Origin of the sequence: Sphingomonas sp. NCPPB 2930 (genome assembly GCF_042867205.1) — a bacterium.
GTDB lineage: Bacteria > Pseudomonadota > Alphaproteobacteria > Sphingomonadales > Sphingomonadaceae > Sphingomonas.
This window is the reverse complement of sequence record NZ_JBHZQU010000009.1, coordinates 130,307-156,356: the sequence shown is the minus strand read 5'-3', so window position 1 is coordinate 156,356 and position 26,050 is coordinate 130,307. Positions and strand designations below refer to the sequence as shown.

At 68.1% G+C, this 26,050-nt stretch carries 24 protein-coding genes; 8 read left to right on the top strand and 16 right to left on the bottom strand.

The window, feature by feature from the left end:
• Nucleotides 1-164 precede the first annotated feature (164 nt).
• Together wrbA and ACFX59_RS12230 are read right to left on the bottom strand one after the other, a co-directional pair.
• Entirely contained in the window at nucleotides 165-767 is a 603-nt protein-coding gene (gene wrbA / locus ACFX59_RS12235) for an NAD(P)H:quinone oxidoreductase (RefSeq protein WP_307103299.1), read from the bottom strand.
• Nucleotides 768-794: 27 nt separating this feature from the next.
• Nucleotides 795-1,526, bottom strand: a complete 732-nt coding sequence (locus tag ACFX59_RS12230) for a pirin family protein (protein ID WP_307103297.1) — start codon at nucleotides 1,524-1,526, stop codon at nucleotides 795-797.
• Between the two features lie 138 nt (nucleotides 1,527-1,664).
• Here ACFX59_RS12230 and ACFX59_RS12225 point away from each other — a divergent pair, with 138 nt between their 5' ends.
• The 3 genes from ACFX59_RS12225 to ctrA all read left to right on the top strand — a co-directional run bounded on the left by ACFX59_RS12225 (nucleotide 1,665) and on the right by ctrA (nucleotide 4,481).
• Nucleotides 1,665-2,588 carry a LysR family transcriptional regulator gene (locus tag ACFX59_RS12225; protein ID WP_387432539.1) on the top strand — a complete coding sequence of 308 codons (924 nt, stop codon included), beginning with the start codon at nucleotides 1,665-1,667 and terminating at the stop codon, nucleotides 2,586-2,588.
• Nucleotides 2,585-3,679: an AI-2E family transporter gene (locus ACFX59_RS12220; RefSeq protein WP_387432538.1), complete on the top strand. Its 1,095-nt coding sequence runs from the start codon at nucleotides 2,585-2,587 to the stop codon at nucleotides 3,677-3,679. Before ACFX59_RS12225 ends, ACFX59_RS12220 begins: the two co-directional genes overlap by 4 nt.
• Before the next feature lie 100 nt (nucleotides 3,680-3,779).
• Nucleotides 3,780-4,481: a response regulator transcription factor CtrA gene (gene ctrA / locus ACFX59_RS12215; protein WP_307103291.1), complete on the top strand. Its 702-nt coding sequence runs from the start codon at nucleotides 3,780-3,782 to the stop codon at nucleotides 4,479-4,481.
• 436 nt (nucleotides 4,482-4,917) lie between these two features.
• Here ctrA and ACFX59_RS12210 read toward each other — a convergent pair whose 3' ends face one another.
• From ACFX59_RS12210 to ACFX59_RS12200, 3 genes are all read right to left on the bottom strand, one after another.
• Nucleotides 4,918-5,982, bottom strand: a complete 1,065-nt coding sequence (locus ACFX59_RS12210) for a choice-of-anchor A family protein (RefSeq protein ID WP_387432537.1) — start codon at nucleotides 5,980-5,982, stop codon at nucleotides 4,918-4,920.
• A gap of 65 nt (nucleotides 5,983-6,047) precedes the next feature.
• Entirely contained in the window at nucleotides 6,048-7,721 is a 1,674-nt protein-coding gene (locus ACFX59_RS12205; RefSeq protein ID WP_387432535.1) for an amidohydrolase, read from the bottom strand.
• Between the two features lie 350 nt (nucleotides 7,722-8,071).
• A complete protein-coding gene (locus tag ACFX59_RS12200; RefSeq protein WP_307103285.1) occupies nucleotides 8,072-8,515 on the bottom strand; it encodes an Lrp/AsnC family transcriptional regulator in 444 nt (147 codons plus the stop codon).
• Between the two features lie 129 nt (nucleotides 8,516-8,644).
• Between ACFX59_RS12200 and ald the strand changes: the two genes are divergently transcribed.
• Nucleotides 8,645-9,751, top strand: a complete 1,107-nt coding sequence (gene ald / locus ACFX59_RS12195; protein ID WP_219020561.1) for an alanine dehydrogenase — start codon at nucleotides 8,645-8,647, stop codon at nucleotides 9,749-9,751.
• 250 nt (nucleotides 9,752-10,001) lie between these two features.
• Nucleotides 10,002-10,214, top strand: a complete 213-nt coding sequence (locus tag ACFX59_RS12190) for a DUF3072 domain-containing protein (protein WP_309698910.1) — start codon at nucleotides 10,002-10,004, stop codon at nucleotides 10,212-10,214.
• Nucleotides 10,215-10,229: 15 nt separating this feature from the next.
• Here the strand turns inward: ACFX59_RS12190 and ACFX59_RS12185 are convergent, their stop codons facing one another.
• The 6 genes from ACFX59_RS12185 to ccmC form a co-directional block, all read right to left on the bottom strand.
• Complete coding sequence (locus tag ACFX59_RS12185) at nucleotides 10,230-10,856, bottom strand: tetratricopeptide repeat protein (RefSeq protein WP_387432533.1); 627 nt, start codon at nucleotides 10,854-10,856, stop codon at nucleotides 10,230-10,232.
• Complete coding sequence (locus ACFX59_RS12180; RefSeq protein WP_387432531.1) at nucleotides 10,856-11,230, bottom strand: cytochrome c-type biogenesis protein; 375 nt, start codon at nucleotides 11,228-11,230, stop codon at nucleotides 10,856-10,858. The genes ACFX59_RS12185 and ACFX59_RS12180 overlap by 1 nt, the downstream gene beginning before the upstream one ends.
• A complete protein-coding gene (locus ACFX59_RS12175; RefSeq protein WP_387432529.1) occupies nucleotides 11,227-11,754 on the bottom strand; it encodes a redoxin family protein in 528 nt (175 codons plus the stop codon). The genes ACFX59_RS12180 and ACFX59_RS12175 overlap by 4 nt, the downstream gene beginning before the upstream one ends.
• Nucleotides 11,751-13,685 (bottom strand): heme lyase CcmF/NrfE family subunit, encoded by a 1,935-nt coding sequence (locus ACFX59_RS12170; protein ID WP_387432528.1) that lies wholly within the window; start codon nucleotides 13,683-13,685, stop codon nucleotides 11,751-11,753. The genes ACFX59_RS12175 and ACFX59_RS12170 overlap by 4 nt, the downstream gene beginning before the upstream one ends.
• Nucleotides 13,682-14,116, bottom strand: a complete 435-nt coding sequence (gene ccmE / locus ACFX59_RS12165) for a cytochrome c maturation protein CcmE (protein ID WP_387432527.1) — start codon at nucleotides 14,114-14,116, stop codon at nucleotides 13,682-13,684. The genes ACFX59_RS12170 and ccmE overlap by 4 nt, the downstream gene beginning before the upstream one ends.
• 97 nt (nucleotides 14,117-14,213) lie before the next feature.
• Nucleotides 14,214-14,939, bottom strand: coding sequence for a heme ABC transporter permease CcmC (gene ccmC, locus ACFX59_RS12160; protein WP_387432526.1), 726 nt, complete (start codon nucleotides 14,937-14,939; stop codon nucleotides 14,214-14,216).
• 268 nt (nucleotides 14,940-15,207) lie between these two features.
• Between ccmC and ACFX59_RS12155 the strand changes: the two genes are divergently transcribed.
• Nucleotides 15,208-17,256: a TonB-dependent receptor gene (locus tag ACFX59_RS12155; RefSeq protein WP_387432525.1), complete on the top strand. Its 2,049-nt coding sequence runs from the start codon at nucleotides 15,208-15,210 to the stop codon at nucleotides 17,254-17,256.
• Nucleotides 17,257-17,273: 17 nt separating this feature from the next.
• On the opposite strand, the gene ACFX59_RS12150 is transcribed toward ACFX59_RS12155, so the two are convergent.
• Both ACFX59_RS12150 and ACFX59_RS12145 read right to left on the bottom strand, forming a co-directional pair.
• Nucleotides 17,274-17,723 (bottom strand): MaoC family dehydratase, encoded by a 450-nt coding sequence (locus ACFX59_RS12150; protein WP_387432524.1) that lies wholly within the window; start codon nucleotides 17,721-17,723, stop codon nucleotides 17,274-17,276.
• On the bottom strand, nucleotides 17,720-19,573 hold the full coding sequence (locus tag ACFX59_RS12145) for an acetyl/propionyl/methylcrotonyl-CoA carboxylase subunit alpha (RefSeq protein WP_387432523.1): 1,854 nt from the start codon (nucleotides 19,571-19,573) through the stop codon (nucleotides 17,720-17,722). The genes ACFX59_RS12150 and ACFX59_RS12145 overlap by 4 nt, the downstream gene beginning before the upstream one ends.
• A 69-nt stretch (nucleotides 19,574-19,642) precedes the next feature.
• Between ACFX59_RS12145 and ACFX59_RS12140 the strand changes: the two genes are divergently transcribed.
• Nucleotides 19,643-20,059, top strand: a complete 417-nt coding sequence (locus ACFX59_RS12140; RefSeq protein ID WP_387432522.1) for an endonuclease domain-containing protein — start codon at nucleotides 19,643-19,645, stop codon at nucleotides 20,057-20,059.
• Nucleotides 20,060-20,139: 80 nt separating this feature from the next.
• Here ACFX59_RS12140 and ACFX59_RS12135 read toward each other — a convergent pair whose 3' ends face one another.
• Nucleotides 20,140-21,738 carry a carboxyl transferase domain-containing protein gene (locus tag ACFX59_RS12135; protein ID WP_387432521.1) on the bottom strand — a complete coding sequence of 533 codons (1,599 nt, stop codon included), beginning with the start codon at nucleotides 21,736-21,738 and terminating at the stop codon, nucleotides 20,140-20,142.
• Nucleotides 21,739-21,874: 136 nt separating this feature from the next.
• Nucleotides 21,875-23,041: an acyl-CoA dehydrogenase family protein gene (locus ACFX59_RS12130; protein ID WP_387432520.1), complete on the bottom strand. Its 1,167-nt coding sequence runs from the start codon at nucleotides 23,039-23,041 to the stop codon at nucleotides 21,875-21,877.
• 147 nt (nucleotides 23,042-23,188) lie between these two features.
• Here ACFX59_RS12130 and ACFX59_RS12125 point away from each other — a divergent pair, with 147 nt between their 5' ends.
• Nucleotides 23,189-25,375, top strand: coding sequence for a histidine kinase dimerization/phosphoacceptor domain -containing protein (locus ACFX59_RS12125; RefSeq protein ID WP_387432519.1), 2,187 nt, complete (start codon nucleotides 23,189-23,191; stop codon nucleotides 25,373-25,375).
• Nucleotides 25,376-25,551: 176 nt separating this feature from the next.
• Here the strand turns inward: ACFX59_RS12125 and ACFX59_RS12120 are convergent, their stop codons facing one another.
• On the bottom strand, nucleotides 25,552-25,890 hold the full coding sequence (locus ACFX59_RS12120) for a hypothetical protein (protein ID WP_387432517.1): 339 nt from the start codon (nucleotides 25,888-25,890) through the stop codon (nucleotides 25,552-25,554).
• Nucleotides 25,891-26,050 lie beyond the last annotated feature (160 nt).

Here is a 26,050-nt window from a genome sequence, read left to right as displayed (position 1 = left end):
GGTTGAGCGAGCCCAAAGGCTCGCGCGCTCGCTTCGCGAGCGCCCACCCCTCACCCAGCTCCGACTAAGCCTTTGCTATGCAAAGACCAAGTCTGCGCAACCCTCTCCCCTCTGCGAGGGGCGAGGGAGGGAAAGGCATCGCTGAATGGCGATCCCCCCTGGAATCAACCGAACAGCTTGGCCGCCGTTTCGGCGATACGCTTGCCCTGATAGCGGGCGCCGTCCAGATCGACCTGGCTGGGCTGGCGGCTACCGTCGCCATCCGCCAGCGTGGAGGCACCATAGGGCGTGCCGCCATGGACTTCCTTGACGCCCATCTGCCCCTGGAACCCATAATCCAGGCCGACGATGGTCATGCCGTGGTGGATCAGGTTGGTCAGGACCGAGAACAGGGTCGTCTCCTGCCCGCCATGCTGGCTGGCGGTCGAGGTGAAGGCGCCGCCGACCTTGCCGACCAGGCCGCCGCGCATCCACACGCCGCCGGTCGTGTCCCAGAAGGCCGCCATCTGGCTGGCCATCCGGCCATAGCGGGTGGGCGTCCCGACGATGATCGCGTCATAATGGGTCAGCGCGTCGGGACCCTCGATCTCGGGGTGCGCGGTATCGGTCTTGAAGTGCGCCGCGGCGACCACTTCGGCCGGGGCGGTCTCGGCGACGCGGCGGATGTCCACCTCGGCACCGGCCGAGCGAGCGCCCTCGGCGATGGCGTCGGCCATCTGCTCGATATGGCCATAGGACGAGTAATAAAGGACCAGAACCTTCGCCATGTGAAATACTCCCTTGGGTAAATGGAATTATTCGGAATCGACCAGAACGATCTCGGCATCCTCGATGGCGGTGATCGTCACCGTCCGGCCTTCCGCATCGCCCGACAGCGCCGCACCATCGCGTGCCGCGAACGGCACACCGTCGATTTCGATCCGTCCGGTGGCGGGGACGAGATAGGCGTGACGCCCCGCGCCCACCCGGTGCTCGACGCTTTCCCCGGCGCGCAGCGTCGCGGCCAGCACGCGGGCATCGGCGCGGATGCGCAGCGCGTCGCCGTCATCGTCGAAGCCGCTCGCCAGCGTCACGAACCGACCCGACCGCTCACCCTTGGGAAAGGGCTTGGCGCCCCAGCTGGGCTGGCCGCCACGGCTGCGCGGCTCGACCCAGATCTGGAAGAGCGTCGTCGGCTCGTTCTCGAGATTATATTCGGCGTGGCGGACACCCGACCCGGCGCTCATCACCTGCACGTCGCCCGCCGCGGTACGGCCGACATTGCCCATCGAATCCTGATGGGTGATCGCGCCGGTGCGGACATAGGTGATGATCTCCATGTCGGCATGGGGATGCGGCGGGAAACCGGCATTGGGCGCGATGACGTCGTCGTTCCACACCCGGATCGCGCCCCAGCCCATGCGGGCTGGATCATAATAGCTGGCGAAGGAAAAATGATGCCGCGCGTCCAGCCAGCCATGATTGGCATGGCCCAGGCTTTCGAAACTGCGACGGTCGATGCCCTTCTCGGCAGTAATGGCAGTCATGGAATTTCTCCCTTGGATGCTCACAAGATAGGGCCGAATAGGATCGCGTAAACGGAAACGCTGGAAACCGATCGTTTCCACGTTCATTGTAACGCGGAGCCGATCGCCGATGGTCGCGCGAAGGGGCAAGGGAAAGCGATGCGTCTGCCGGATCTGGAGGCCTGGGCGATCTTCGCCGCCGTGGTCGAGCATCGTTCGTTCAGCGCCGCCGCCGATGCGATCGGGCTGTCCAAGGCGACCGTGTCCAAGGCGATCACCCGGCTGGAGGCGCAGCTCAACCAGTCGCTGTTCCACCGCACCTCGCGCCGCCTGGCGCTGACCGAAGCGGGCAAGCCGCTGGCCGAGCATGCCTCGCGCATCCTGGCCGAGGCGCGCGCCGCCGAGGAGGCCGCGCGCGACGCCGCCAGCGCGCCGGCGGGCCGCATCCGGCTGGCCGCGCCGATGTCGTTCGGCGTCACCAACATCGCGCCGGTCATCGCCGACTTCCTGGCGCGGCATCCGGGGATCGAGATCGAACTGAGCCTGTCCGACGCCAAGGTCGATATCGTCGCGGAGGGCTATGACATCGCGCTGCGCATCGCCGACCTGCCCGACAGTTCGCTGCGCGCCCGGCGGCTGTGCGGCATCTCGACCCATGTCGTCGCCTCGCCCGGCTATCTGGCCGAACATGGCACGCCGCGCCATCCCAACGAACTGGGCGAGCATCGGCTGCTCAGCTATTCCAACGTCACCGGCCCCTGGCGTTTCCGCCATCCCGGCGGGGCCGAGGTGTCGGTGCGACCGCAGGGTCCGCTGACCGCCAATAGCGGCGATGCGCTGGTCCCCTCGGTGGTCGCCGGGCTGGGCATCGCGCGGCTGCCGGGCTTCATCATCGGGCCGCACATGGTCAGCGGGCGCGTCGTGCCGATCCTGGAGGACTGGACCCCGCCGCCGATCGGGCTGCATCTGCTGACCCCGCCCAGCCCCTTGCGCCCCGCCCGCGTCGAGGCGCTGATCGCCTGGCTGGCCGATACGGTGCGCGATCCCTGTACCGTGGCGCGCGAACGGGAGGCGGTGCGATGAACCGGCTGCGCCCCGACGACAGCGATGCGCGCTTCATACGCCGCATCGTCCTGACCCTGCTGGTCCTGGGCATCACCGCCGCCCTGTTCCGCGCGGGCGACCTGCTGATCCTCGCCTTCGGATCGGTGCTGGGGGCGATCGTCATCCATGCGATCGCCGACCTCTATGCCGACCACCTGCCGATCGGGCCGAAGCGATCGCTGACCCTGTCGGTCGCCACCGTGCTGGCGGTGCTGGGGTTCCTGGCCTGGCTGTTCGGCGTCGCCTTTCGCCAGCAGCTCAACACGCTGGTCACGCAACTGCCCATCCTGATCGACCAGCTCGCCGCCTGGGCGTCGCAGTCGCCGGTCGGGGCCAAGGTCGTCGATGCGGTGCGCGCCGCCTATGCGGGCAGTCGCGTCGCGCAGGATATTGGCGGCATCGTGTCGGGCGCGGGGGAGTTCGTGCTCAACTGCCTGCTCCTGCTGGTCGGCGCGCTGTTCTTCGCCGCCGATCCCAAAATCTATGAGCGCGGCTTCCTGCTGCTCGTGCCCCGCTCGATGCGGTCGGCAATCGAGGACGCGCTGTTCGACACGGGGTCGACGCTGCGCCTGTGGCTGCGCGCGCAGCTGATCCAGATGACGACGATGGGGGTGCTGGTCGGCGGAGGGCTCGCCATTGCGGGCGTGCCCTCCGCCGCCGCGCTGGGGCTGCTGACCGGCCTTAGCGAGTTCGTGCCCTATGTCGGGCCGATCGCCGCGATGCTGCCCGCGCTGGGGCTGGCCGCGCAGGGCGGCAACGGCGCGATCATCGGCACGCTCATCACCTTCGCGGTCGTCCGGCTGGTCCAGACCAATGCGATCACCCCCTTCGTCACCAGCCGCGTGGTCGCCATCCCCCCGGCGGTCACGCTGTTCGCGATCATCGGCATCGGCACGATCTTCGGCCTGTTCGGGTTGTTCTTCTCCGCCGCGCTGCTGATCGTCGCCTTCACCCTGATCCGCAGCCTGTATCTGCGCGAAGTGCTGGGCGAGGATATTCCGCGCGTCGAACACCAGACGCTGCTCGGCCCTGGTGCCAGGCTGAAACCCGACGACAATGTTCCGGGTTAGGACCGAATTAACCTTTTACGTTCACTGCAGCATTGGTTAATGTTTAGAATACCAGTCGCCGGGGCACAGGGGGCGACATTTCCGCGAATGGGGACAATCGATGCGCGTATTGCTGATCGAGGACGAACCGACGACCGCCAAGGCGATCGAGCTCATGCTCGGCAGCGAAGGCTTCAACGTCTATACCACCGATCTGGGCGAAGAAGGCCTCGATCTCGGCAAGCTGTATGATTACGACATCATCCTGCTCGATCTGAACCTGCCCGACATGCATGGCTATGACGTGCTGAAGCGGCTGCGCGTCGCCCGTGTCTCGACCCCGGTCCTGATCCTGTCCGGCATCAACGAGATGGACTCGAAGGTGCGCAGCTTCGGCTTCGGCGCGGACGATTACGTCACCAAGCCGTTCCACCGCGAGGAACTGATCGCGCGCATCCACGCCGTGGTCCGCCGCTCCAAGGGCCATTCGCAGTCGATCATCCGCACCGGCAAGCTGGCGGTCAATCTCGACGCCAAGACGGTCGAGGTCGACAGCGCGCGCGTCCACCTGACCGGCAAGGAATATGCGATGCTGGAGCTGCTGTCGCTCCGCAAGGGCACGACGCTGACCAAGGAGATGTTCCTGAACCATCTCTATGGCGGCATGGACGAGCCCGAGCTGAAGATCATCGACGTCTTCATCTGCAAGCTGCGCAAGAAGCTGAGCCTGGCCTGCGAGGGCGAGAATTATATCGAGACGGTCTGGGGCCGCGGCTATGTGCTGCGCGAGCCCGACGAGGGCGAACAGGCCGCCGTCGCCTGATCGCCCCGGTTTTGGAAATGCAAAAAGGCCGGTTCGCGGGGGCGGACCGGCCTTTTTCGTTGCCCGGGTGTCGCGTGGCCTTCGACTTCGCTCAGGCTGAGCGGCGTGAGGGGATGTATCAAACCACCGTTCGGCCTGAGCGCAGTCCAGGTCGGATCGACATTTAGGATTGTGTCTTCTTCCCTCTCCCCTGGACAGGGGAGAGGGTTAGCGAAGCTTGCCAGCCTGCTGGCTAGCGCAGCTTGGGTGAGGGGTTGAGCGAGCCCAAGGGCTCGCGCGCTCGCCAAGCGAGCGCCCACCCCTCACCCAGCTCCGACTAAGCCTTTGCTTTCGCAAAGGCCAAGTCTGCGCAACCCTCTCCCCTCTGCAAGGGGCGAGGGACAGAAAGGCATTGCTGAATGGCGATCGGCCCTAAGGCCACGCGACGCACCCGCCGTCAGGCCGATGCGCGCCGCCTCCGCATCACCATCGCCAACAGGCCCAGCCCCCCGGCCATCAGCAACAGGCTGGCGGGCTCGGGCACCGGCGCGGGCGATCCGCCGCTGCTGCCCGTCCCGCCGCCCGAACTGCTCGGCGGATTGGGTGCGGGCGGCGAATAGGTGCCGATATAGGTGCCCAGATGGAATTCGCCGTTCTGGATCAGGCTGCCGAACACGGCCGAGCCCTCGATATAATTGCCCGTCACCGCCGCCGCCTTGGGCGCCAGGACCGAGCCCTTCCACGCGGTCGTCAGCTCCAGGCTGGTCGCGTCGGGGAAGTTCCAGATGACATGCTCGCCCAGCCCCGTCGCGCCGCCCAGGAAATTGTCGTCCAGCCGGATCGACGATCCGCTGACATTGACGATCACCGTATCGGCGCCATTGGTGTTGAACGCGATCTCGCCGAAGCGCGAGAGGTCGGCGGCGGTCAGGTTGAAGACGCCCACGCCATTGGCGCCCACCACCGCGTTGAAGGTCGCGCGGTTGCCGCTGATCGCCACCTGCCCGGTCGCCGCCAGCCCGGCATAGCTGTTCGACAGATCGGTCATGCTGCTCGCCAGCAGCGTCTTCTGCTGGTTCAGACCCGCGACGAAGCCGGGATCGCTGGTGCCCAGCCCCGCCTGGACGATATTCTGGTTGATGTTGGTATTGGACAGGAGGCCGCCGACCTTCACCGTCTGGATGCCGCCGTTCAGGTTGAAGCCGCTCTGGACATTGCCGCCGACCAGCGCCCCCGACCCGTTGTTCAGGTTCTTGGTGCCACCCAGCACGTCGCCGACCACGGTCAGGCCGGGCAGCGCATAGTCGGACGCGGCCACCGTGCGGATCTGGTAGTTGGACGAATTGCCGCTGAGATTGCCGCCCACAAAGGTCCGCCCCTCCACCTCCGAACTGGAGGTCAGGTCGCCCAGCACGATCAGATTCCACTGCTTGAGCGCATCGATCCCCACGACCGGCGACGCGACCGCAAGCGATGGGAGGGCGGCCAGGACCAGGCCCGCGACGAGCAGACGATGTTTCATGCGCCCAGGATACGCCCCGAAGCCCTGCCAAATCATTATCGATCCGCGTCCCGATCCGGGATGGATCAGCGCCGCTCCCACACCTTCTGACCGCCGATCCACGTCTCCTCGACCTGGGTCGCGCGCAGCTCGCTGGGGTTGGCGTCCAGCGGGTTGCGATCGACGATCACGAAGTCCGCCTGCTGGCCCACGCCCAGCCGCCCGAACAGGTCCTCGGCAAAGCCCGCATAGGCGCCGTCCATGGTGAAGGCGCGCCATGCCGCCTCACGCCCGATGATCTCCTGCGGCTGCCACCCGCCATAGGGCTGGCCGTCCGCCCCCTGCCGGGTGATCGCCGCCGCCCAACCCGCAAAGGGATCGGGGCTCTCGACCGGATAGTCGGACCCGAAGACCAGGGTCGCGCCGTTCTTCAGCATGGTATTCCACGCATAGGCCCCCGACAGCCGCGCCGGGCCCAGCCGCGCCTCGGCCATCTGGCGGTCGCTGGTCTCGTGCACCGGCTGCATCGAGGCGATGATGCCGTGGCGGCCGAAGCGCGGCAGGTCGGCGGGATCGACCACCTGCGCATGCTCGATCCGCCAGCGCCGGTCGCCCTTATAGGTCTCGGCCAGCTCGTCGATCGCGTCGAGCACCTGCGCATTGGCCTTGTCGCCGATCGCGTGGACCGCGACCTGATATTTGTCCATCGCCGCGCGGCTCATCAGGTTGCGGATGACGTCGTCGGTCATGAAGCTGAGCCCCGTCTGGCCCGGCGCATCGGCATAGGGCTGTTTCAGCCAGGCCCCGCGCGATCCCAGAGCGCCGTCGCCGTACAGCTTGACCCCGACCAGCCGCAGCCGGTTGTTGTACAGCCACTGGGTCGGCCCGGTGCCGCCGATCCGCACCGTGTCCTCGATCCCGCCGCCATAGCTCATGATACGGACGCGCAGATTGCCCGCATCGCCCATCCGGCGATAGGTCATCCATTCGTCCAGCGTCGTGCCCATGTCGGCGGTGGCGGTGATGCCATGCGACAACAGGTCGTTCTGCGCCTTCAGGAAAGCGGCGTTGCGATCCTTGGCGAGCGGCTGCGGCACCACCTTCTGGATCAGCGCCATCGCCGCGTCGACGAACACGCCCGATGGCTGGCCGCCGACCTTCTCGATCCGACCGCCGGGGGGCGAGACGGTCTTGGCGGTGATCCCCGCCGCCTTCATCGCCGCGCTGTTGGCCCAGAGCGCATGGCCGTCGGCGCGCTCCATGATGACCGCGCGGTCGGGCACCACCGCGTCGAGATCGGCGGCGGTGGGGAAGCGGCCCAGCCCCCAGGCTTCCTGGTTCCAGCCGCCGCCCATCACCCATTTGCGATCGGGATTGGCCGCCGCATAGGCCGCAATCCGCGCCTTGGCCTCGTCCAGCGACTTGGTGGGGGCGAGATCGAGTTCGAGCAGGCGAAAGCCCAGCCCCATCACATGGCCATGCGAATCGACGAAGCCGGGGATCAGCACCCGCCCCTTCATGTCGGCGCGCCAGTCGAGCTTTTCGGGGCGCTTGTCCTTGGCCGACAACAGCTTCGTCACCTTGCCGTCCGGGCTCATCAGCAGGCCGGTGAAGCGCACCACCTTGCCGTCCTTGCCCAGCGTCAGCCCCGTGACATTGTCGACCAGCCCATCGGCAAAGGCGGCGGCGGGGGTCAGCGCGATCGCCAAGGTCGCAAGCGCGGCGCGGAGGATGGGGGACGTGAAAGCAAACTGTGCCATGGGCCGATCCCTATCGGGAGATTAGAGGGGTGGGAAGCACGGTTCGATCCTGCCCGGCACGGGGAGGATTTTTAGGGCGGGTCGGCATTCAAGATTGCGTCTTCTTCCCTCTCCCCTGGACAGGGGAAAGGGTTAGCGAAGCTTGCCAGCCTGCTGGCTAGCGCAGCTTGGGTGAGGGGTTGAGCGAGCCTGTAGGCTCGCGCGCTCGCAAAGCGAGCGCCCACCCCTCACCCAGCTCCGACTAAGCCTTTGCTCTCGCAAAGGCCAAGTCTGCGCAACCCTCTCCCCTCTGCGAGGGGCGAGGGGCGAGGGGCGAGGGAATGGAAGGCATCGCTGAACGTCGATCCACCCTAGGACCGCCGCACCACCTCGCGGATCACGAAGTGCGAGGCCAGCCGCGTCACCCCCGGCAATCGCGCCAGCGTCTCGCGGTGGATACGCTCATAGCTGTCGTCGCGGCGGACCTCGACCTGGATCATGTAGTCCGCCTCGCCGCTCATCAGGAAACATTCGACGATCTCGGGACAGCGCAGGATCTCGCGCTCGAACGCGGCCATGGTATCCTGGCGCTGGTCCTTGAGCGTGACATTGACCATCACCGTGGAGGGCCGCCCCCGCGCCTCATGGCTCAGGATCGCGCGATAGCCGCAGATCACCCCGCTTTCCCGCAACTGCGCCACCCGGCGATGCGCCGCGCTGGCGGACAGTCCGACCTTTTCCCCCAGCGCAGCGCTGGTCAGGTCGGAATCGCGGGCCAGCTGGGCCAGGATGCGGCGGTCGATCGCGTCGGACATTCCATCCCGCTACACCCGCCCTGCACGCAAGGAAATCCCATTTTATACGATCCTCCGGGACGGCTTTGCACACCTCTCCCGCCTGATCGGCGCTATTATCGGGACAACGCCTTTTCAGGAGAGTTCGTCATGCGCGTCGGTGTCCCCAAGGAAATCAAGAACCACGAATATCGCGTCGGCCTGACCCCGCCCTCGGTCGCCGAGCTGGTCGCGGCCGGTCACGAGGTCATCGTCGAGACCAAGGCCGGCAGCGGCATCGATTTCGAGGACCAAGACTATGTCGACGCGGGCGCGCGCATCGTCGCCACCGCGGCCGAGGTGTTCGACCAGGCCGAGATGATCGTGAAGGTCAAGGAGCCGCAGGCGGTCGAGGTCGCGATGCTGCGCCCGCACCATGTGCTGTTCACCTATCTCCACCTCGCCGCCGACAAACCGCAGGCCGAGGGCCTGATGAAGTCGGGCGCGACCTGCATCGCCTATGAGACGGTCACCTCCCCGCGCGGCGGCGTGCCGCTCCTGAAGCCGATGTCGGAAGTCGCGGGCCGTATGGCGGTGCAGGTCGGCGCGCATTATCTGGAAAAGCAGCAGGGCGGCCGCGGCATCCTGCTCGGCGGCGTGCCCGGCGTGGCCCCGGCCAAGGTCGCGATCCTGGGCGGCGGCGTCTCGGGCGTGAACGCCGCGCAGATGGCGGTCGGCCTGCGCGCCGACGTCACCATCTATGACATCAACAACGACCGTCTGGCCGAGCTGGACATGTTCTTCTCCAGCCAGATCAAGACCGCCTATGCCTCCAAGGCGGCGATCGCGGCGGCGGTGAAGAATGCGCACCTCGTCATCGGCGCGGTGCTGGTCCCCGGTGCGGCGGCGCCCAAGCTGGTCACCCGCGACATGCTGAAGACGATGAAGCGCGGATCGGTGATGGTCGACATCGCGATCGACCAGGGCGGCTGCTTCGAGACCAGCCATGCCACCACCCATCAGGACCCGGTGTTCGAGGTCGACGGCGTGATCCATTACTGCGTCGCCAACATGCCCGGCGCGGTCGCCCGCACCTCGACCTTCGCGCTGAACAACGCCACCCTGCCCTTCGCGGTCAAGCTGGCGAACATGGGCGCCGAGGCCGCGATGAAGGCCGACGCGCATCTGGCGAACGGCCTGAACGTCTCGGGCGGCAAGATCCGCCACGCGGCGGTCGCCGAGGCGCTGGACCTGCCGTTCGAGGCCTGGGCGGGCTAAAGCCGTTCGCGCTGAGCGAAGTCGAAGCGCACGCCCCGGACCTGGCCGCAAGGCTGGTCCGGGGCCTTCGACTTCGCTCAGTCGGAACGGGCGCTTTGCAATTATCGCCTCCCCCGCTCCGTTCACGCTGAGCGAAGTCGAAGCGCACGTTCCGCCTTCGGCCACAAAGTCGACCAGTCCCTTCGCGTGAACGCAGCCAAGCGGAACGCAAACAGAACGTCGCCGTTGATCCCGTCGAAAGGATCAACCCATGACCGACAATCCCAAATCCGAACCCTTCTCCAATGCCGAGAAGGACCCCGATGACTGGACCACCGGCGACGAGCCGATGACCGGCGCGCAGGCCAGTTACCTGAAGACGCTGTCCGAAGAGGCGGGCGAAGACTTTGACGACACGTTGAGCAAGGCCGACGCCTCCAAGCGGATCGACGCGCTTCAGGAGAAGACAGGCCGGGGCAAATAAGCCCCTATTGCCCCATCATTGCCCCATCATCGTCATCGCTTGGTCGAGCAGCATGACCCGCTGCGCGATGGCGTCGCGATAAGGTGCATCGGCGGGGGTCAGCGCCAAAGCGCGTCGCCACCGGACACGCGCCTTGGCAAAGTCCCCCGCCCGCATCCAGGCCAGCCCCTCAAAGAAGAAGGGGGCCGGGTCGCCAGGCCCCAGCGTACGCGCGCGGCGGAAGGCGAAGCGTGCGGCGGGCGACATCTGATAACCATCATGCGCGAACAGGACATTGCCCAGTTCGGTCCAATAGGGAACGCTGCGCGGGTTCCCCCCCACCGCGGCAAGCATGATCCGCACCGCGGTCCGCTTGTCGCCCGAGCGCGCCAGCGCGTCGGCAGCGGTGAACATCGCCGCCTCGCCGCCATAACGCCCCATCAGCTGGCCGCGCAGCTCGACCAGTGCGTCATTGTCGAGCAGCGGGTCGGGCCGGGGCGCGGGCGCGCTCGCCGCCAGCATCGGCCGCCCCTGCCAGGCATAGCCCACCCCGCCCAGCGCCAGCGCCGCGCCCAGCATCGTCCAGAGCGGCCGAGGCAGGCCCAACCGCCACGCCAGCGCCAGCGCGCCGCCCATCAGCACCAGAAGCGCCAGCCAACCCATCAGCGCCGCCTCCGAAAACTGCCGCGCGCGATCCACGCCCCGGCGACCAGCAACAGCAGGGGCGTCGCCCACAGGAGCACGGTCGCCCCGGACAGCGGCGGGTCGTAGCTGACATAATCGCCATACCGCTCGATCAGCCACCGGCGGATCGCCGCCGGGCTTTCCCCCTTCGCGATACGCTGGCGGACCAGCGCGCGCATGTCGGCGGCCATGTCGGCATCGCTGTCGGCGATCGACTGGCCCTGGCACACGACACAGCGCAATTCGCCCATCAGCGCGCGCGCCTGCGCCTCGGCGCGGGGATCGGCCAGCTGGGTGTTGCCGTAATCGACCACGGCCGCGCCGCTCAGCGCCAAGGCGAGGAACAGGCTCATCGCGCCGCCGCCACGTCGCGGACGATCCGGTCGACCTGATCGGCGCGGATATCCCCGATATATTGCCGCACGATCCGGCCCCGCGCGTCGATCAGGAACGTCTCCGGCACGCCCGACGAGCCGAGCGACATCTGCACCCGGCTATGCGCATCGTCGCCGATCGCGGCATAGGGATCGCCGTTGCGGCGCAGGAAATCGGCGATGGCCGGGCCCTTGTCATGGATCGCGATCGCGTCGATCGGCACGCCCTTCGCCTTCAGCGCCATCAGTTGCGGCGCCTCGGCGATGCAGGGGATGCACCAGCTGGCAAAGACATTGAGCAGGCGCGGCTGACCCTTGCCGAAATCGGCGCTCGCCAGCCCCGGCTTGCCCAGCACCATCGGGTCGAGCCGAAAGTCCGGCAGCGGCTTGTCGACCAGGGTCGAACGGACGGTGGTGTCGGACGGCCGCATCAGCCCGCTCGCCACCACGACGAACAGGATCGCAAAACCCGCCAGCGGCACCCAGATCAGCCAGCGCTTCATCCCCAGAGCGCCTCGCGCCGCCGCTGCTGCCACCCCTTGAACCAGCGCCCGAACAGCGCCAGCGCGCCGCCCAGCGCGATCAGCACGCCGCCCAGCCAGATCAGCGTCACGAACGGCTTCCACCACAGCCGCAACTGCCAGCGGCCGGTTGCCGCATCCTGCTGCCCCAGCACGGTATAGAGCTGTCCGTCCCAGCGGGTCGCGATCGCGCTCTCGCTGGTGGTGGTCGGCGGGTCGGTGAAGAAGCGCTGTTGCGGGCGCAGCGTGGCACCGTCGCCGTCGCGCGTCGCGATCAGCCGCGCCTCCAGCGCCGACCAGTTCGGCCCGACATTGGGATAGATGCGGTCCAGCTGTACCCGCCAAGGTCCGACGATGGTCGCCTGCCCCGGATAGAGCGCGACCAGCCGCTCGGCGGTGAAGGCGCTGTCGCACGCCATGCCGACCATGCTCACCCCCATACCGACATGCGCGACGACCATGCCCCAGATCGGCAAGGGCGTGCGCCGCCAGTTGCGCCGGGTGACCGGCAGGACGCTGGCGACGATCAGCCCGATGCCGAAGGACAGGCCGAGCAGCGACAGGATGCTCATGCTCCCCGCCAGCGTCAGCAACAGCGCAAAGGTCCCCGCCGCCGCGACCATCGGCCACAACATGCGGATCAGCACCGCCTCCGCCACGTCGCTCCGCCAGCGCAGGGCAGGCCCGACCGCCATGACGGCGACCAGCGCCAGCGCGATCGGCCCGGCGGCGGCCTGGAAGAAGGGCGGCCCGACCGACAGCCGCACCCCGAACCCCGCCGCGACCAGCGGATAGAGCGTGCCGATCAGCACGATGCCCAGGATCACCGACAGCAACAGGTTGTTGACGACCAGCCCGCCCTCGCGGCTGACAAAGGCGAAGCTGCGGCCCGCGCGCACCTGCCCGATCCGCGCCCCGAACAGCGCCAGCGCCCCGCCGATATAAAGACCCAGCAACCCCAGGATGAACGCCCCGCGCCGGGGATCGACGGCAAAGGCATGGACGCTGGTCAATATGCCCGACCGGACCAGGAAGGTGCCGATCATCGACATGGAGAAGGCGACCACCGCCAGCATCACCGTCCAGGCGCGAAGCCCGTCACGCGCCGCCAGCACATTGACCGAATGGAGCAGCGCGGTCGCCGCCAGCCACGGCATCAGCGAGGCATTCTCGACCGGGTCCCAGAACCACCAGCCGCCCCAGCCCAACTCGTAATAGGCCCAGTAGGACCCTGCGGTGATCCCGATGGTCAGCAGCACCCAGGCGCCCAGCACCCAGGGCCGCATCGCGCGCGCGAAGACTGGCCCCACTTGCCCAGTGACCAGCGCGCCGACCGCAAAGGAAAAGGCGACCGACAGCCCGACATAGCCCGCGTAAAGCGTCGGCGGGTGAAAGGCGAGGCCGGGGTCCTGCAACAGCGGGTTGAGCCCCTGCCCCTCGACCGCCGCCGGGTTCAACCGCGCGAACGGGTTGGAGGCGAACAGCAGGAAGGCGTAGAAACCCAGCGCGATCGCCCCCTGCGCGGCCAGCGTCGCGACATGCGTCGCCCGGTCGAGCGCGCGTTCCTTCCACGCGACCAGCGCACCGCCCGCGCCCAGGATCGTGACCCAGAGCAGCATCGAGCCTTCGTGATTGCCCCAGGCGCCGGCGAATTTGTAGATCCAGGGCTTGGCCGAATGGCTGTTCTCGGCGACCAGCTTGACCGACAGGTCGGTGCCGACGAACACCGCGATCAGCGCTGCCATGGCGATGGCGACCAGCGCGCCCTGCACGATCGCCACCGGCCCGATCGCCGCCATCGCCTGCTCGCCCGCCGCATCCTTGCGTCGCAGCGCGAGGACGCCGAGCAGCAGCTGCAACCCCGCCAGCATCGCGGCGAGCCAGAGCGCGGCGAGGCCGCTTTCCGCGATCACGGCTTCAGGCTCCGGCTCTCGTGGAGCTTGCCCGCCATTCCGGGGGGCATATATTTCTCGTCATGCTTGGCGAGCAAATTGGTCGCGACGAAGCGGCCATCGGGCTGGAACTGCCCCTCGGCCACCACGCCCGATTTCTCGCGGAACAGGTCGGGAGTGATGCCCGCAAAGGTCACGGGCGTCGTCGCCTTGCCGTCGGTCACGACGAAGCGGACCGTCACCCCGTCGGGCGCACGGCGGACCGACCCCGCCTCGACCATCCCGCCCAGCCGCACCGCCTTGCCCAGCGGCAGGCCCTGCCTCTGCGCGTCGGAGGGGGTGTAGAAGAACGCCGCCTGGTCCTTCATCGCCGACATGGCGAGCAGCACCGCCGCGACGATCGCGGCCAGCGCCAGCAGCACCAGCGTGAGACGTTGCGATTTGGGCGTCATTTCTCGGCGCGCTTCATCGCCAGATAGCTGACCAGCGTCAGCGCGCCTGCGCCCCCCAGCATGACCGCATAGGCCGCCGCGACGAAGCTCCACTGGCTCATGCCCGCGCCATCCGCCGCATCCGCGCCTCGGCCTTGGCCCGGGCGAGCAGGGTCCGCATCCGCATCAGCACGATGGCCGCGAACAGGAAGGTGAAGCCGCCCAGCGCGATGGGCAGCGGCCAGAGCAGCGAGCGGTCGATGCTGGAGCCGGTCAGCCCGATCGACTGGCCCTGGTGCAGCGTGTTCCACCACACCACCGAGTACCGGATCACCGGCAGCAGCGCAGTGCCCGCCAGCCCGTACAGCGCCGGAATCCGCCCGTCCCCGCCGCGATCGGCATCGGCGCGCGCCAATGCGATATAGCCCAGATAGACGAACAGCAGCAGCAGCATTGAGGTCAGCCGCCCGTCCCATTGCCACCACGTCCCCCAGGTCGGCCGCCCCCAGATCGACCCGGTCGCCAGGCACAGCCCCGCGAACACCGCACCCGGCCAGGCGATGGCGCGCGCGGCGACTTGCGCCAGCGGATGCCGCCAGACCAGCAGCGACAGGCTGGCCACCGCGATCCCGCTCCACCCGCCCATGCCCAGCCAGGCGGCGGGGACATGGATATAGAGGATGCGCACCGTCTCGCCCTGAAGATAATCGGGCGGCGTCACCGCCAGCCCCGCCCAGACCGCGATCGCGATCAGCACGACGCCCAGCCCCAGGAAAATCCCGGTGAGCGGACGGGCGATCTTCAGGAAGCGCGCGGGGTTCGCAAGGGTGTGCAGAGTGGCCACGATGACGGGACTGTAAGCGGGTTTTTCCGGCGCGTCATCCGTGTTTCCGGCCAACCCATTCCATCTTAAGCCCCTCCCGCAGGCGGGAGGGGTTTGGGGAGGGCATGGTGTCTCACAGAGTGCGTCGCCCGTGGCTTGCCCTCCCCCATCCCCTCCCGCCTGCGGGAGGGGCGTGAGACTCATGGAAGTCGGGACCTCTTCCCGCCCTGATTCGTCTTCCCATCGCAACATCCCTATCAAGGGGAGCAAAGGGGACCATCACTTCACCATGCCCGTTCTTCTGCTCGCCCTCGCGCTCGCCCCCACCACCCTCCCCGCGCAAACCACCGAACCCGACATCATCGTCACCGGCCGGGGCCTGAGCGACCAGCCGGGCGACCGCGCGCTGGATGTGGTGACGATCGACCGCGACCGGATCATGCAGAACGCGTCGCAGCGGCTGGAGAATGTGCTGGCCGATGTCGCGGGGCTCCAGCAGTTCCGCCGATCGGACAGCCGCTCGGCGCATCCGACGTCGCAGGGCATCACGCTGCGCGGGCTGGGCGGCAATGCCTCCAGCCGGGCGCTCCTCGTCCTCGACGGGGTGCCGCAGGCCGATCCGTTCGGCGGCTGGGTGGTGTTCCCGGCCTATGCCACCGGGCGGCTGGGGCGCATCCGGGTCACGCGCGGCGGCGGGTCGGGATATTGGGGCCCCGGCGCGCTGGCGGGCACGATCGAGATGGACAGCGCCACCCCCGACCAGCTGTCCCCGCTCGATGTGGCGCTGTCCTATGGCAGTCGGGATTCGGTCGATGCGCAAGGGACGGCGTCGCTGGTGCGGGGCGATGGGTTCCTGACATTATCGGGGGCCTATGCGCGCGGCGACGGCTTTACCCCCATCATTGAGGGCCAGCGGGGGCCGGTCGACCGCCCCGCCCCATATGAGCAATATTCGGGGGCGGCGCGCGGCGTCGTCGGGATCGCGCCCTCCACCGAGTTGCAGATGACGCTGGCGGCGTTTCACGATGCGCGCGATCGGGGCACCGACTTTACCGACAATCGATCGGACGGGGCGGATGCCAGCGTCCGGCTGGTCGGACGCGGCGCCTGGGGCTGGTCGGCGCTCGGCTATGTCCAGACGCGGCAATTCGCCTCGCGCTATGCCAGCGTGAACGCCGCGCGGACCGCGGCGACGCTGACGCTCGACCAGTATAATGTCCCCGCCACCGGGCTGGGCGGCCGGGTGGAGGTCTCCCCGCCGCTGGGTGAGGCCGTGACGCTGCGGCTGGGCGGGGACATTCGCGATACCAGCGGACGGACGCAGGAGCTTTACACCTATGTCGCGGGCCTCCCCACCCGGCGGCGGGGGGCGGGCGGTGCGACGCGGACCATGGGGCTGTTCGCCGATGGCAGCGTCGAGGCGGGCGCGCTGACCCTCACCGCCGCCGCGCGGGTGGACGACTGGCGCATCCGCAACGGGCGGCTGGACGAGAATGCGCTGGCGACCGGCGCGGTGCTGACCGACAGGGATTTTCCCGACCGTTCGGGGCAGGAGTTCACCGGGCGGCTGGGCGTGGCGCTGCGGCCGGTCGAGCCCGTGACGCTGCGTGCGGCGGCCTATCGCGGCTGGCGCCTGCCGACGCTCAACGAACTCTACCGGCCGTTCCGGGCGGGTGCCGACGCCACCGCCGCCAATGCCGCGCTGAACCCCGAGCATGTCGAGGGTATCGAGGGCGGGTTCGACCTGACGCCGCTCGCGGGCGTGCGCCTGTCGGGAACCTATTTCCTCAACCGGCTGACCGATGCGATCGCCAATGTGACGATGGGCCGCGGGCCGGGGACCTTCCCCGGCGTCGGCTTCGTCGCGGCGAACGGCGTGTACCGGATGCGGCAGAATCTTGACGCGATCCGGTCGGCAGGCTTCGAGCTGGAGGCCAATGCCCAGGCGGGGCCGGTCAGCGCCCGCGCCTCCTGGTCGCACGTCGATGCCAGGGTCGAGGCATCGGGGCTTGCCGCGCCGCTGGATGGCCTGCGTCCGGCCCAGACGCCGTGCGACCAGCTCTCGGCGACGCTGGCGGTCGCGCATCGCGGCGCGGCGCTCAGCGGGACGGTGCGGCATGTCGGGCGCCAGTTCGAGGACGACCAGAATGCCCGGTCGTTGGCCCCCACGACGACGCTGGACGCCTATGCGGCGGTGCCGGTCACGCGCGGCTGGCTGATCGAGGCGCGGGCGGAAAACCTGGCCGATGCGCGGGTCGAGGCGGCGTATAGCGGCGCGGGGCTGATCGAGCGGGCGACGCCGCGCACCTTGTGGATCGGGGTTCGGACGCGGTTGTAATCCCTTGGCCTTCGCCCCTATCCCCGTTTCTTCACCAGCGCCGTCCGCAGGCACCGGCACACCACCTCGTCGCGCTGGTTCCGCGCCTCGTGCCGGAACGTCACCAGCCCCGCGCCCGGCCGCGACTTGCTCTCCCGAAGCGCCGTCACCTCACTCGTCGCGCGCAGCGTGTCGCCCAGGAAGACCGGCGCGGGCATGACCAGTTCGTCATAGCCGAGATTGGCGACCAGCGTCCCCAGCGTCGTCTCCCCCACCGACAACCCGACCATCAGCGAGAAGGTGAAGGTGCCGTTGACGAGAATCTGCCCGAACTCGCTGGCCCGCGCGGCTTCCGCATCGATGTGCAGCGGTTGCGGATTGTGCGTCATGGTCGAGAAGAGGAGATTGTCCGTCTCGGTCACGGTGCGGCGGATCGGATGGTCGATCCGGTCGCCGATGGTCCAGTCCTCGAAGAAACGCCCGCTCATGCCGCATCCTCCGCGACGATGCGGACCAGCGCAATGCCCTCCGCCACCTGCCCGCCGGTCTGGGCCTTCAGGTCGGTGACGATGCCGTCGAAGGGCGCGGTCAGGACATGCTCCATCTTCATCGCCTCCAGCGTGACGAGCGGCTGGCCCGCCGTCACTGCCTGTCCCTCGGTCACGGCCACCGCGATGATCCGGCCGGGCATGGGCGACAGGATCGCGCCATCTCCCGCCCCGCCCGCCGCCAGCCCATCGGCGCGCCAGCGGGTGAAGGACCAGCTTTGCCCGCCCTCCGAGATCAGCACCTGATCGCTCGACGCCGGGGGCACATCGCCCGCGTCGCTGAAATCGACGGTGATCGGCCGCCCGTCGAGCAGGAAGCGCGCGCTTCGCCGGGGCGCGGCATTGAGGCGGAAGCCGGTCAGATCGTCCTGCCCGATCAGCGCGGCGGCGGCTTCGGCCAGCGCTTCCTCGGACGGTTCGGGCGGCGGCATCAATGCCTCGCCCTCGCGCGCGATCAGGCCGGTATCGACCCGGCCGCCCGCGAAATCGACATGGTCGAGCGTCTGGACCAGGAACCCCGCATTGGTGCGCACCGGCCAGATCACCGCCCCGTCCAGCGCATCGGCCAGCGCCTCGCGCGCCTCCTCGCGGGTGTCGCCATGCGCGATGATCTTGGCGATCATCGGGTCGTACCAGGGGGTGATCTCCGCGCCTTGCTCGACGCCGGTGTCGATGCGGATCGCCGGGTCGTCGCCCAGGTCGAACACCTCCAGCGTGCCGATCGCGGGCAGGAAGCCCTTGGCCGGGTCCTCGGCATAGAGCCGCGCCTCGATGGCATGACCCTGGATCGACAGATCGCCTTGCGTCATCGGCAAGGGCTCCCCCGCCGCGACGCGCAGCTGCCATTCGACCAGATCGACGCCGGTGATCGCCTCGGTCACGGGATGCTCGACCTGAAGGCGGGTGTTCATCTCCATGAACCACACCCGGTCGGCGCGCAGCCCTTCGGAGGCGTCCGCGATGAACTCGATCGTGCCCGCCCCCACATAGTCCACCGCCTGCGCGGCGCGGACCGCGGCGGCGCAGACCGCTTGCCGGGTGGCGTCGTCCATGCCGGGCGCGGGGGCTTCCTCGATCACCTTCTGGTGGCGGCGTTGCAGCGAACAGTCGCGCTCGAACAGATGGACGACCTGCCCGTGGCGGTCGCCGAAGACCTGCACCTCGATATGGCGCGGCGAGAGGATATATTTCTCGATCAGCACCCGGTCGTCGCCGAATGACGATGCCGCCTCACGACGACAGGAAGCCAGCGCCTCGGCAAAGGCGGCGGGGTCGTCGACCCGGCGCATCCCCTTGCCGCCGCCGCCCGCCACCGCCTTGATGAGCACCGGATAGCCGATCGCGTCGGCCTCGGCGGCGAGGCGGTCGGGCGACTGGTCCTCCCCCAGATAACCGGGGGTGACCGGCACCCCGGCGGCGATCATCCGCGCCTTGGCGGCGTCCTTCAGGCCCATGGCGCGGATGCTGTCGGGATCGGGGCCGACCCAGACCAGACCGGCGGCGATCACCTTCTCGGCGAACTCGGCATTTTCGGACAGGAAACCGTAACCGGGATGGATCGCCTCCGCCCCGCTCTCGCCCGCGGCGGCGAGGATGCGGTCGGCGTCCAGATAGCTTTCGCGCGCGGGGGCGGGGCCGATGGCGACGGCTTCATCGGCGAGCCGGACGTGCAGCGCCCGCGCATCGGCGTCCGAATAGACCGCGATGGTGCGCAGACCCATGTCGCGCGCCGTGCGAATGATGCGGCAGGCGATCTCGCCGCGATTGGCGATGAGGAGGGAAGAAAACATGGTTTAATCCTCATTCCTCCCCAAGCCCTGCTTGGGGAGGGGGACCATGCGGAGCATGGTGGAGGGGCGATGGGAATAGCGACGAAGCCGGGCCGGACGGTGCGACGCGCAAGGGGATTGCGGCGGGACATGACGCTGCCCGAGGTTCTGCTCTGGCGCGTTCTGCGCGAGCGGCCGGAGGGCTTGCGGTTTCGCAGGCAGCATCCGGCTGGGGCCTATGTGCTCGACTTCTATTGCCCGGCGGCGCGCTTGGCGGTCGAGGTGGATGGCGAGGCTCATGAGCGGGGGGACCGGCCGGAGCGGGACGCTCGGCGGGATGCTTTTCTGGGCGAGCATGGCGTGGCGGTTCTGCGGATCGCGGCGCGTGACGTGCTTCGCGATCTGGATCATGTCGTTCTTTATATCATTGCGCAGGCTTGCGATCGCCTGCCCCTCCACCGTCCTCCGGACGGTCCCCCTCCCCAAGTGGAACTTGGGGAGGAATAGGTCGTCGTCTGCAATCCTCCCCATCTCCCATGGGGAGGCGGAGCGCCGCGAAGCGGTGGTGGAGGGGCATCCCCGCGCCATCACATCCGGAACACCCCGAACCGGGGTGCCTCCGCGATCGGCGCGTTCAGGCACGCATCCAGCGCCAGTCCCAGCACATCGCGCGTCTGCGCCGGATCGATGATCCCGTCATCCCACAGCCGCGCGGTCGCATACCAGGGATTGCCTTCGTCCTCGTAACGCTGGCGGATGGGGGCCTTGAACGCCTCCGCCTCGTCCGGCGTCCAGCTGTCGGCATCGCGGTGGACCGTCGCCAGCACGCTCGCCGCCTGTTCGCCGCCCATCACGCTGATCCGCGCATTGGGCCAGGTGAACAGGAAGCGCGGGGAATAGGCCCGCCCGCACATGCCGTAATTGCCCGCGCCGAAGCTGCCGCCGATCAGCACGGTGATCTTGGGCACCTGCGCGGTCGCCACCGCCGTCACCAGCTTGGCGCCATGCTTGGCGATTCCTTCCGCCTCGTAACGGCCGCCGACCATGAAGCCGGAGATATTCTGCAGGAACAGCAAGGGGATACGCCGCTGGCATGCCAGCTCGATGAAATGCGCGCCCTTCTGCGCACTCTCGGAGAACAGCACGCCGTTATTCGCCAGGATCGCAACCGGCTTGCCATGGATATGCGCGAAGCCGCAGACCAGGCTGGCACCGTACAGCGCCTTGAATTCGTGGAAGCGCGATCCGTCGACCAGCCGGGCGATCACCTCATGCACGTCATAAGGTGCGCGCACGTCCTGGGGGATCAGGCCGTACAACTCCTCGGCCGGATAAAGCGGTTCGTCGGCATCGGCGAGGTTCACCTCCGGCAGCGTCGGCGGCGGCAGCGTCGCGACGATGTCGCGGACGATCGACAGGGCATGGTCGTCATCCTGCGCGACATGGTCGACCACGCCCGACTTGCGGCCATGGGTGTCCGCGCCGCCCAACTCCTCGGCCGAGATGACCTCGCCCGTCGCCGCCTTCACCAGCGGCGGCCCGGCTAGGAAGATCGTCCCCTGCCCGCGCACGATCACGGTCTCGTCCGACATGGCGGGGACATAGGCGCCGCCCGCCGTACAGCTGCCCATGACGCAGGCGATCTGGGGGATGCCCGCCGCCGACATCTGCGCCTGGTTGAAGAAGATGCGGCCGAAATGATCGCGGTCGGGAAACACCTCGGCCTGGTGCGGCAGGTTCGCGCCGCCGCTGTCGACCAGATAGATGCAGGGCAGCCGGTTCTCGAGCGCGATCTCCTGCGCGCGGAGGTGCTTCTTGACCGTCAGCGGATAATAGGTGCCGCCCTTCACCGTCGCGTCATTGGCGACGATCATCACCTGTCGACCATGGACCCGGCCGATCCCGGCAATCACCCCCGCACCGGGCACCGTGTCGTCATAAAGGCCGTTGGCGGCAAGCTGACCGATTTCGAGAAAGGGCGCGCCCGCGTCGAGCAACTGTTCCACCCGGTCGCGGGGCAGCAGCTTGCCGCGCGCGACGTGGCGTTCGCGGGCGGTTTCACTTCCGCCAAGAGCAGCCTTGGCTACATCGGCACGGAGCCGTTCGGCCAGCGCGCGGTTATGGTCGGCGTTGGCGCGGAACGCCGCATCGTTACGAGCGACCCGTGTGGAAAGAATAGCTCCCATCACATCCTCCCCATCTTCGATGGGGAGGGGGACCGCCGCGAAGCGGTGGTGGAGGGGCGAGGGGCTTGCCCCTCCACCACGCTCTGCGAGCGCGGTCCCCCTCCCCAAGCAAGCTTGGGGAGGAATGCGTCGGCCGTCATTGCGCCACCTTTTCAAGCTTGCCGATCAGTTCGCGGCCGATCAGCATCCGGCGGATTTCATTGGTCCCCGCCCCGATGTCGAGCAGCTTGGCATCGCGCGCGAAGCGTTCGACCGGCCAGTCCTTGGTATAGCCCGCCCCGCCCAGCGCCTGGATCGCCTCCATCGCCACCTTCACCGCATTTTCGCTCGCCAGCAGGATCGCGCCCGCCGCGTCGAACCGCGTCGTCCGTCCGGCATCGCAGCTCCGCGCCACCGCATAGACATAGGCCCGCGCCGAATTGAGCGCGACATACATGTCGGCGACCTTGGCCTGGATCAGCTGGAACTCGCCGATCGCACGGCCGAACTGCCGCCGCTCGCGGACATAGGGCACGACCACGTCGAGGCACGCCTGCATGATGCCCAGCTGAATCCCCGCCAGCACCGCGCGTTCATAGTCGAGCCCGCTCATCAGCACGCCGACGCCGCCATTCACCGGCCCCATCACCTGCGCGTCCGACACGAAACAGTCGTTGAAGACCAGCTCGGCGGTCGGGCTTCCGCGCATGCCCATCTTGTCGATCTTCTGGCCGATCGCGAAGCCGGGCATGGCTTTCTCGATCAGGAAGGCGGTGATCCCCCGGCTGCCCTCGCCCGTCTTGGCATAGACGACCAAAGTGTCGGCATAGGGCGCATTGGTGATCCAGAATTTGGTGCCGTTCAGCCCCCAGCCGCCATCGGCCTTCACGGCCCGCAGCTTCATCGAGACGACGTCCGACCCGGCCGACACTTCCGACATGGCCAGGCTGCCGACATGCTCGCCAGAGATCAGGCCGGGCAGGTATTTCGCCTTCTGCTCGGGGCTGCCCCAGCGGCGGATCTGGTTGACGCACAGATTGGAATGCGCGCCATAGGACAGGCCAAGCGATGCCGAGGCGCGCGACACTTCCTCGATCGCGACGACATGCTCCAGATAGCCCAGCCCCAGCCCGCCATCGGCTTCGTCGACCGTGATGCCATGCAGACCCAGCGCACCCATTTCGGGCCAGATGTCGCGCGGGAACCAGTCCTCCGCGTCCATGCGCGCGGCCAGTGGGGCGATCCGGTCGGTGGCGAAGCGGCGCGTCGCCTCACGAATCATGTCCGCGCTCTCGCCGAGCGCGAAGTCGAAATCGTCGATCATGTCCTCTCCAGCGGATCTGATGTCCGTTGCGTGGCTTTAACCGGATATTACCCGATCGCGCAATGATTGTTCCAAAACGAGATTAGGTGTCGCGATAAGGGATCGATTGCCGTGCTCAACCATTTGCAAAGGGGTCAGTAACCCGGCATGTGGCAGGGAAGAGAGGAAAGCCCGACCCTGATGGCCACCCGCACCATCGCAACCGACCCTGGCCAGGATATCACGGCTTGCGATCGGGAACCCATTCACATTCCAGGCGCCATCCAACCCCACGGCCTGTTGCTGGTCGTGGCGGCTGATACGCTGTGCGTCGTCGCCGGAGCCGGTGCGATCGAGGAGCGACTGGCGCCCGAATGGCTCGGCCAGCCGATCGCCGCGCTGGCCGGGGACGAGGTGGCGCAGATCGTCGGTGCGGTGCCCTCCGTCATGGGATCGGTGTCGGCGGTGCGCCCGGTCCATGGCCTTTCCGAAATCTTCACCGCGGTCGTCCATCGCACGCCCGACCATCTGCTGCTGGTCGAACTGGAGCCGGGGATCGCGGACACCCCCTGGGGCGGCGGCAGTCCGCTGAACTGGCTGGACGCGGCGGCGACCAGTTTCGAGCGGGCGGGCGATCTGCCGATGCTCTACGAGCGGGCGGCGACGCTTTTTCGCACGCTGACCGGGTTCGACCGGGTCATGCTCTATCGCTTCATGGACGAGGATTCGGGGCAGGTCGTGGCGGAGTCCCGCACGCCCGAGCTTCATTCCTTCCTGAACCACCATTTCCCCGCCTCGGACATCCCCAAACAGGCGCGCGCGCTGTATATCCGCAATCGGACGCGCAGCATTCCCGATGTGGATTATGTCCCCGCGCCGCTGCGCCCCACCGGGTTCGAGACGGTGGACCTCAGCGATGTCGGCCTGCGCAGCGTGTCGCCCATCCATGTCCGCTATCTGAGGAATATGGGGGTCGCGGCCTCCGCCTCGATCTCGATCGTCAAGGACGGGCTGTTATGGGGGATGATCGCCTGCCACCATCACAGCCCGCGTCGCCTGTCCTGCGAGTTGCGCGCTGCGGCCGCTGCGCTGGCGGGTGGACTGGCCCGCCAGATTCGCGCGCGGGAAGAGGCCGAGCTCTATCGTGAGCGGCTGCGCCTGCGCGCGGACGAGGATGCGATCCTGCCGCGCATCACCGGATTGGGCGAGATTTCGACCGCCATCGCGCGGATGATGCCCGAACTGATGGCGATGCTGGGCGCGACCGGCTTTGCCATGGTCGAGGGCGGCAAGGTGCAGAGCCATGGCGTCTGCCCGCCGTCACTGGCGATGATCGAGCTGGCGCTCTGGGCGACCACGCGCACCGGCGGCGAGCTTTATGCGACGCATGAGCTGGGCAGCGTGTCGCCCGACGCCAAGGCGCTCGCCGCGACGGCCAGCGGGATGCTGGTGCTGCCGCTGGTCGATGGCGGCGTGACCCTGTTGTGGTTCCGTCCCGAACAGGTCGAGGAGATCGAATGGGCGGGCAATCCGCATAAGTCGGTCGGCCTGTCGCCCGACGAGACGCTGACCCCGCGCGCCTCCTTCGCCAGCTGGAGCGAGACGGTGTGCGGCCGCTCGCGCCGCTGGACGCTGGAGGAGATGGAGGCGGCGCATCGCCTGCGCCGGGCGCTGCACGATGCCTTTCAGAACAACCGGCTGCGCGGACTGAACGCCGCGCTTCAGCGGACGATGGACGACAAGGACGCGCTCCTGCTCCAGAAGGACGTGCTGATGAAGGAGGTGGACCACCGCGTCCAGAACAGCCTTCAGCTCGTCTCGTCCTTCCTGGCGCTCCAGGCGCGGTCGACCAACGACCCGCAGGTCCGCGAGCAGCTGACCGAGGCGCAGGCCCGGCTGTCGGCGGTCGCACTGGTCCACCGCAGGCTGTACCGCGACGACCAGATCCAGACGGTCGACCTGGCGCGCTATCTGGAGGAACTGGTCGGCGACATGAAACAGTCGCTGGGGGCGGAATGGGCCTCCATGATGCGTCTCGACCTGGCGCCCGCGCTGATGCCGACCGACCGGGCGGTCAATCTGGGGCTGGTGACGACCGAGCTGATCATCAACGCGACCAAATATGCCTATGGCGGCGCGGCGGGGCCGGTGACGATCACGCTGGAGCAATATGGCAACCGCCTGCGCCTGGTCGTCGCGGACGAAGGGCGCGGACGCAGCCAGGACGACGATGACGGGCGCGGCTTCGGCAGCCGGATGATGACGGCGATGATGCAGCGGCTGTCGGGCACGATCGAATATGCCGACAACCAGCCGGGCCTGCGCGCCATCGTGATCGCCCCGATCGCGGATTGAGGGGGCAATAATGCCAGCCCCCACCCCCCGTTCAGCCTGAGCGAAATCGAAGGCCAAGGGAATCCATCCTGCCAGGCACAGTGAGGTAAAGAAAGGGCGTGGCCTTCGACTTCGCTCAGGCTGAACGGAGGTGGGGGATCGAGCAGGAGCGGAGGGAACGCCCCGCCGCCAGCCCCCTAGGCCGCCCGTCGATACAGACCGAACACCTGCTCCGCCGCCGCCACGGCGCGGTCGATCCACGCGAGGTCCACCGCCGCATCGTCCAGCGCATGCCGAAAGGCCCGCCACTCGCCCGGTCCGAACCCCGATTCGAGATAGGCGCGGGGGAAGTCCTCCCCCACCTGGCGGGCCAGCATCACGCCACCCAGCCGTGAGCCCTCGGTGACATAGAGCGCGCCCCAGCCGGTCGCCTCGTCCTCGGACAGATCGAATGGCAGCGGCTGGGGCATCTCGTGCCCGAGCGCTGCGAGGTCCGCCGCCAGCGCCTCGCCACGCGACCGCCAAGGGAACGCCACATCCTGCCCTTGCAACCATGTTTCGACCGCCGGCAAGGCGCGAGCATGGGCGGTCAGAAAGGCCGCATAGCTGTCCCGATCATCCAGCCGATACGCGCCATAAGCCGTATCGACCGCATCATGCGCGGAGGCGGTGCGCGTGCGCAGCGCCTCCGACGCG

Excerpts from the sequence above, each read along its gene's own strand:
- ACFX59_RS12135 (WP_387432521.1), bottom strand. The coding sequence starts at position 21,738 with ATGGGAGCTATTCTTTCCACACGGGTCGCTCGTAACGATGCGGCGTTC.
- ACFX59_RS12140 (WP_387432522.1), top strand. The coding sequence starts at position 19,643 with ATGGGAATAGCGACGAAGCCGGGCCGGACGGTGCGACGCGCAAGGGGA.
- ACFX59_RS12150 (WP_387432524.1), bottom strand. The coding sequence starts at position 17,723 with ATGAGCGGGCGTTTCTTCGAGGACTGGACCATCGGCGACCGGATCGAC.
- ACFX59_RS12190 (WP_309698910.1), top strand. The coding sequence starts at position 10,002 with ATGACCGACAATCCCAAATCCGAACCCTTCTCCAATGCCGAGAAGGAC.
- ccmE (WP_387432527.1), bottom strand. The coding sequence starts at position 14,116 with ATGACGCCCAAATCGCAACGTCTCACGCTGGTGCTGCTGGCGCTGGCC.
- ACFX59_RS12220 (WP_387432538.1), top strand. The coding sequence starts at position 2,585 with ATGAACCGGCTGCGCCCCGACGACAGCGATGCGCGCTTCATACGCCGC.
- ACFX59_RS12145 (WP_387432523.1), bottom strand. The coding sequence starts at position 19,573 with ATGTTTTCTTCCCTCCTCATCGCCAATCGCGGCGAGATCGCCTGCCGC.
- ACFX59_RS12155 (WP_387432525.1), top strand. The coding sequence starts at position 15,208 with ATGCCCGTTCTTCTGCTCGCCCTCGCGCTCGCCCCCACCACCCTCCCC.
- ACFX59_RS12200 (WP_307103285.1), bottom strand. The coding sequence starts at position 8,515 with ATGTCCGACGCGATCGACCGCCGCATCCTGGCCCAGCTGGCCCGCGAT.
- ACFX59_RS12225 (WP_387432539.1), top strand. The coding sequence starts at position 1,665 with ATGCGTCTGCCGGATCTGGAGGCCTGGGCGATCTTCGCCGCCGTGGTC.
- ACFX59_RS12125 (WP_387432519.1), top strand. The coding sequence starts at position 23,189 with ATGTGGCAGGGAAGAGAGGAAAGCCCGACCCTGATGGCCACCCGCACC.
- ACFX59_RS12180 (WP_387432531.1), bottom strand. The coding sequence starts at position 11,230 with ATGAGCCTGTTCCTCGCCTTGGCGCTGAGCGGCGCGGCCGTGGTCGAT.
- wrbA (WP_307103299.1), bottom strand. The coding sequence starts at position 767 with ATGGCGAAGGTTCTGGTCCTTTATTACTCGTCCTATGGCCATATCGAG.
- ACFX59_RS12185 (WP_387432533.1), bottom strand. The coding sequence starts at position 10,856 with ATGGGTTGGCTGGCGCTTCTGGTGCTGATGGGCGGCGCGCTGGCGCTG.
- ctrA (WP_307103291.1), top strand. The coding sequence starts at position 3,780 with ATGCGCGTATTGCTGATCGAGGACGAACCGACGACCGCCAAGGCGATC.
- ACFX59_RS12130 (WP_387432520.1), bottom strand. The coding sequence starts at position 23,041 with ATGATCGACGATTTCGACTTCGCGCTCGGCGAGAGCGCGGACATGATT.
- ACFX59_RS12205 (WP_387432535.1), bottom strand. The coding sequence starts at position 7,721 with ATGGCACAGTTTGCTTTCACGTCCCCCATCCTCCGCGCCGCGCTTGCG.
- ald (WP_219020561.1), top strand. The coding sequence starts at position 8,645 with ATGCGCGTCGGTGTCCCCAAGGAAATCAAGAACCACGAATATCGCGTC.
- ACFX59_RS12175 (WP_387432529.1), bottom strand. The coding sequence starts at position 11,754 with ATGAAGCGCTGGCTGATCTGGGTGCCGCTGGCGGGTTTTGCGATCCTG.
- ACFX59_RS12230 (WP_307103297.1), bottom strand. The coding sequence starts at position 1,526 with ATGACTGCCATTACTGCCGAGAAGGGCATCGACCGTCGCAGTTTCGAA.
- ACFX59_RS12210 (WP_387432537.1), bottom strand. The coding sequence starts at position 5,982 with ATGAAACATCGTCTGCTCGTCGCGGGCCTGGTCCTGGCCGCCCTCCCA.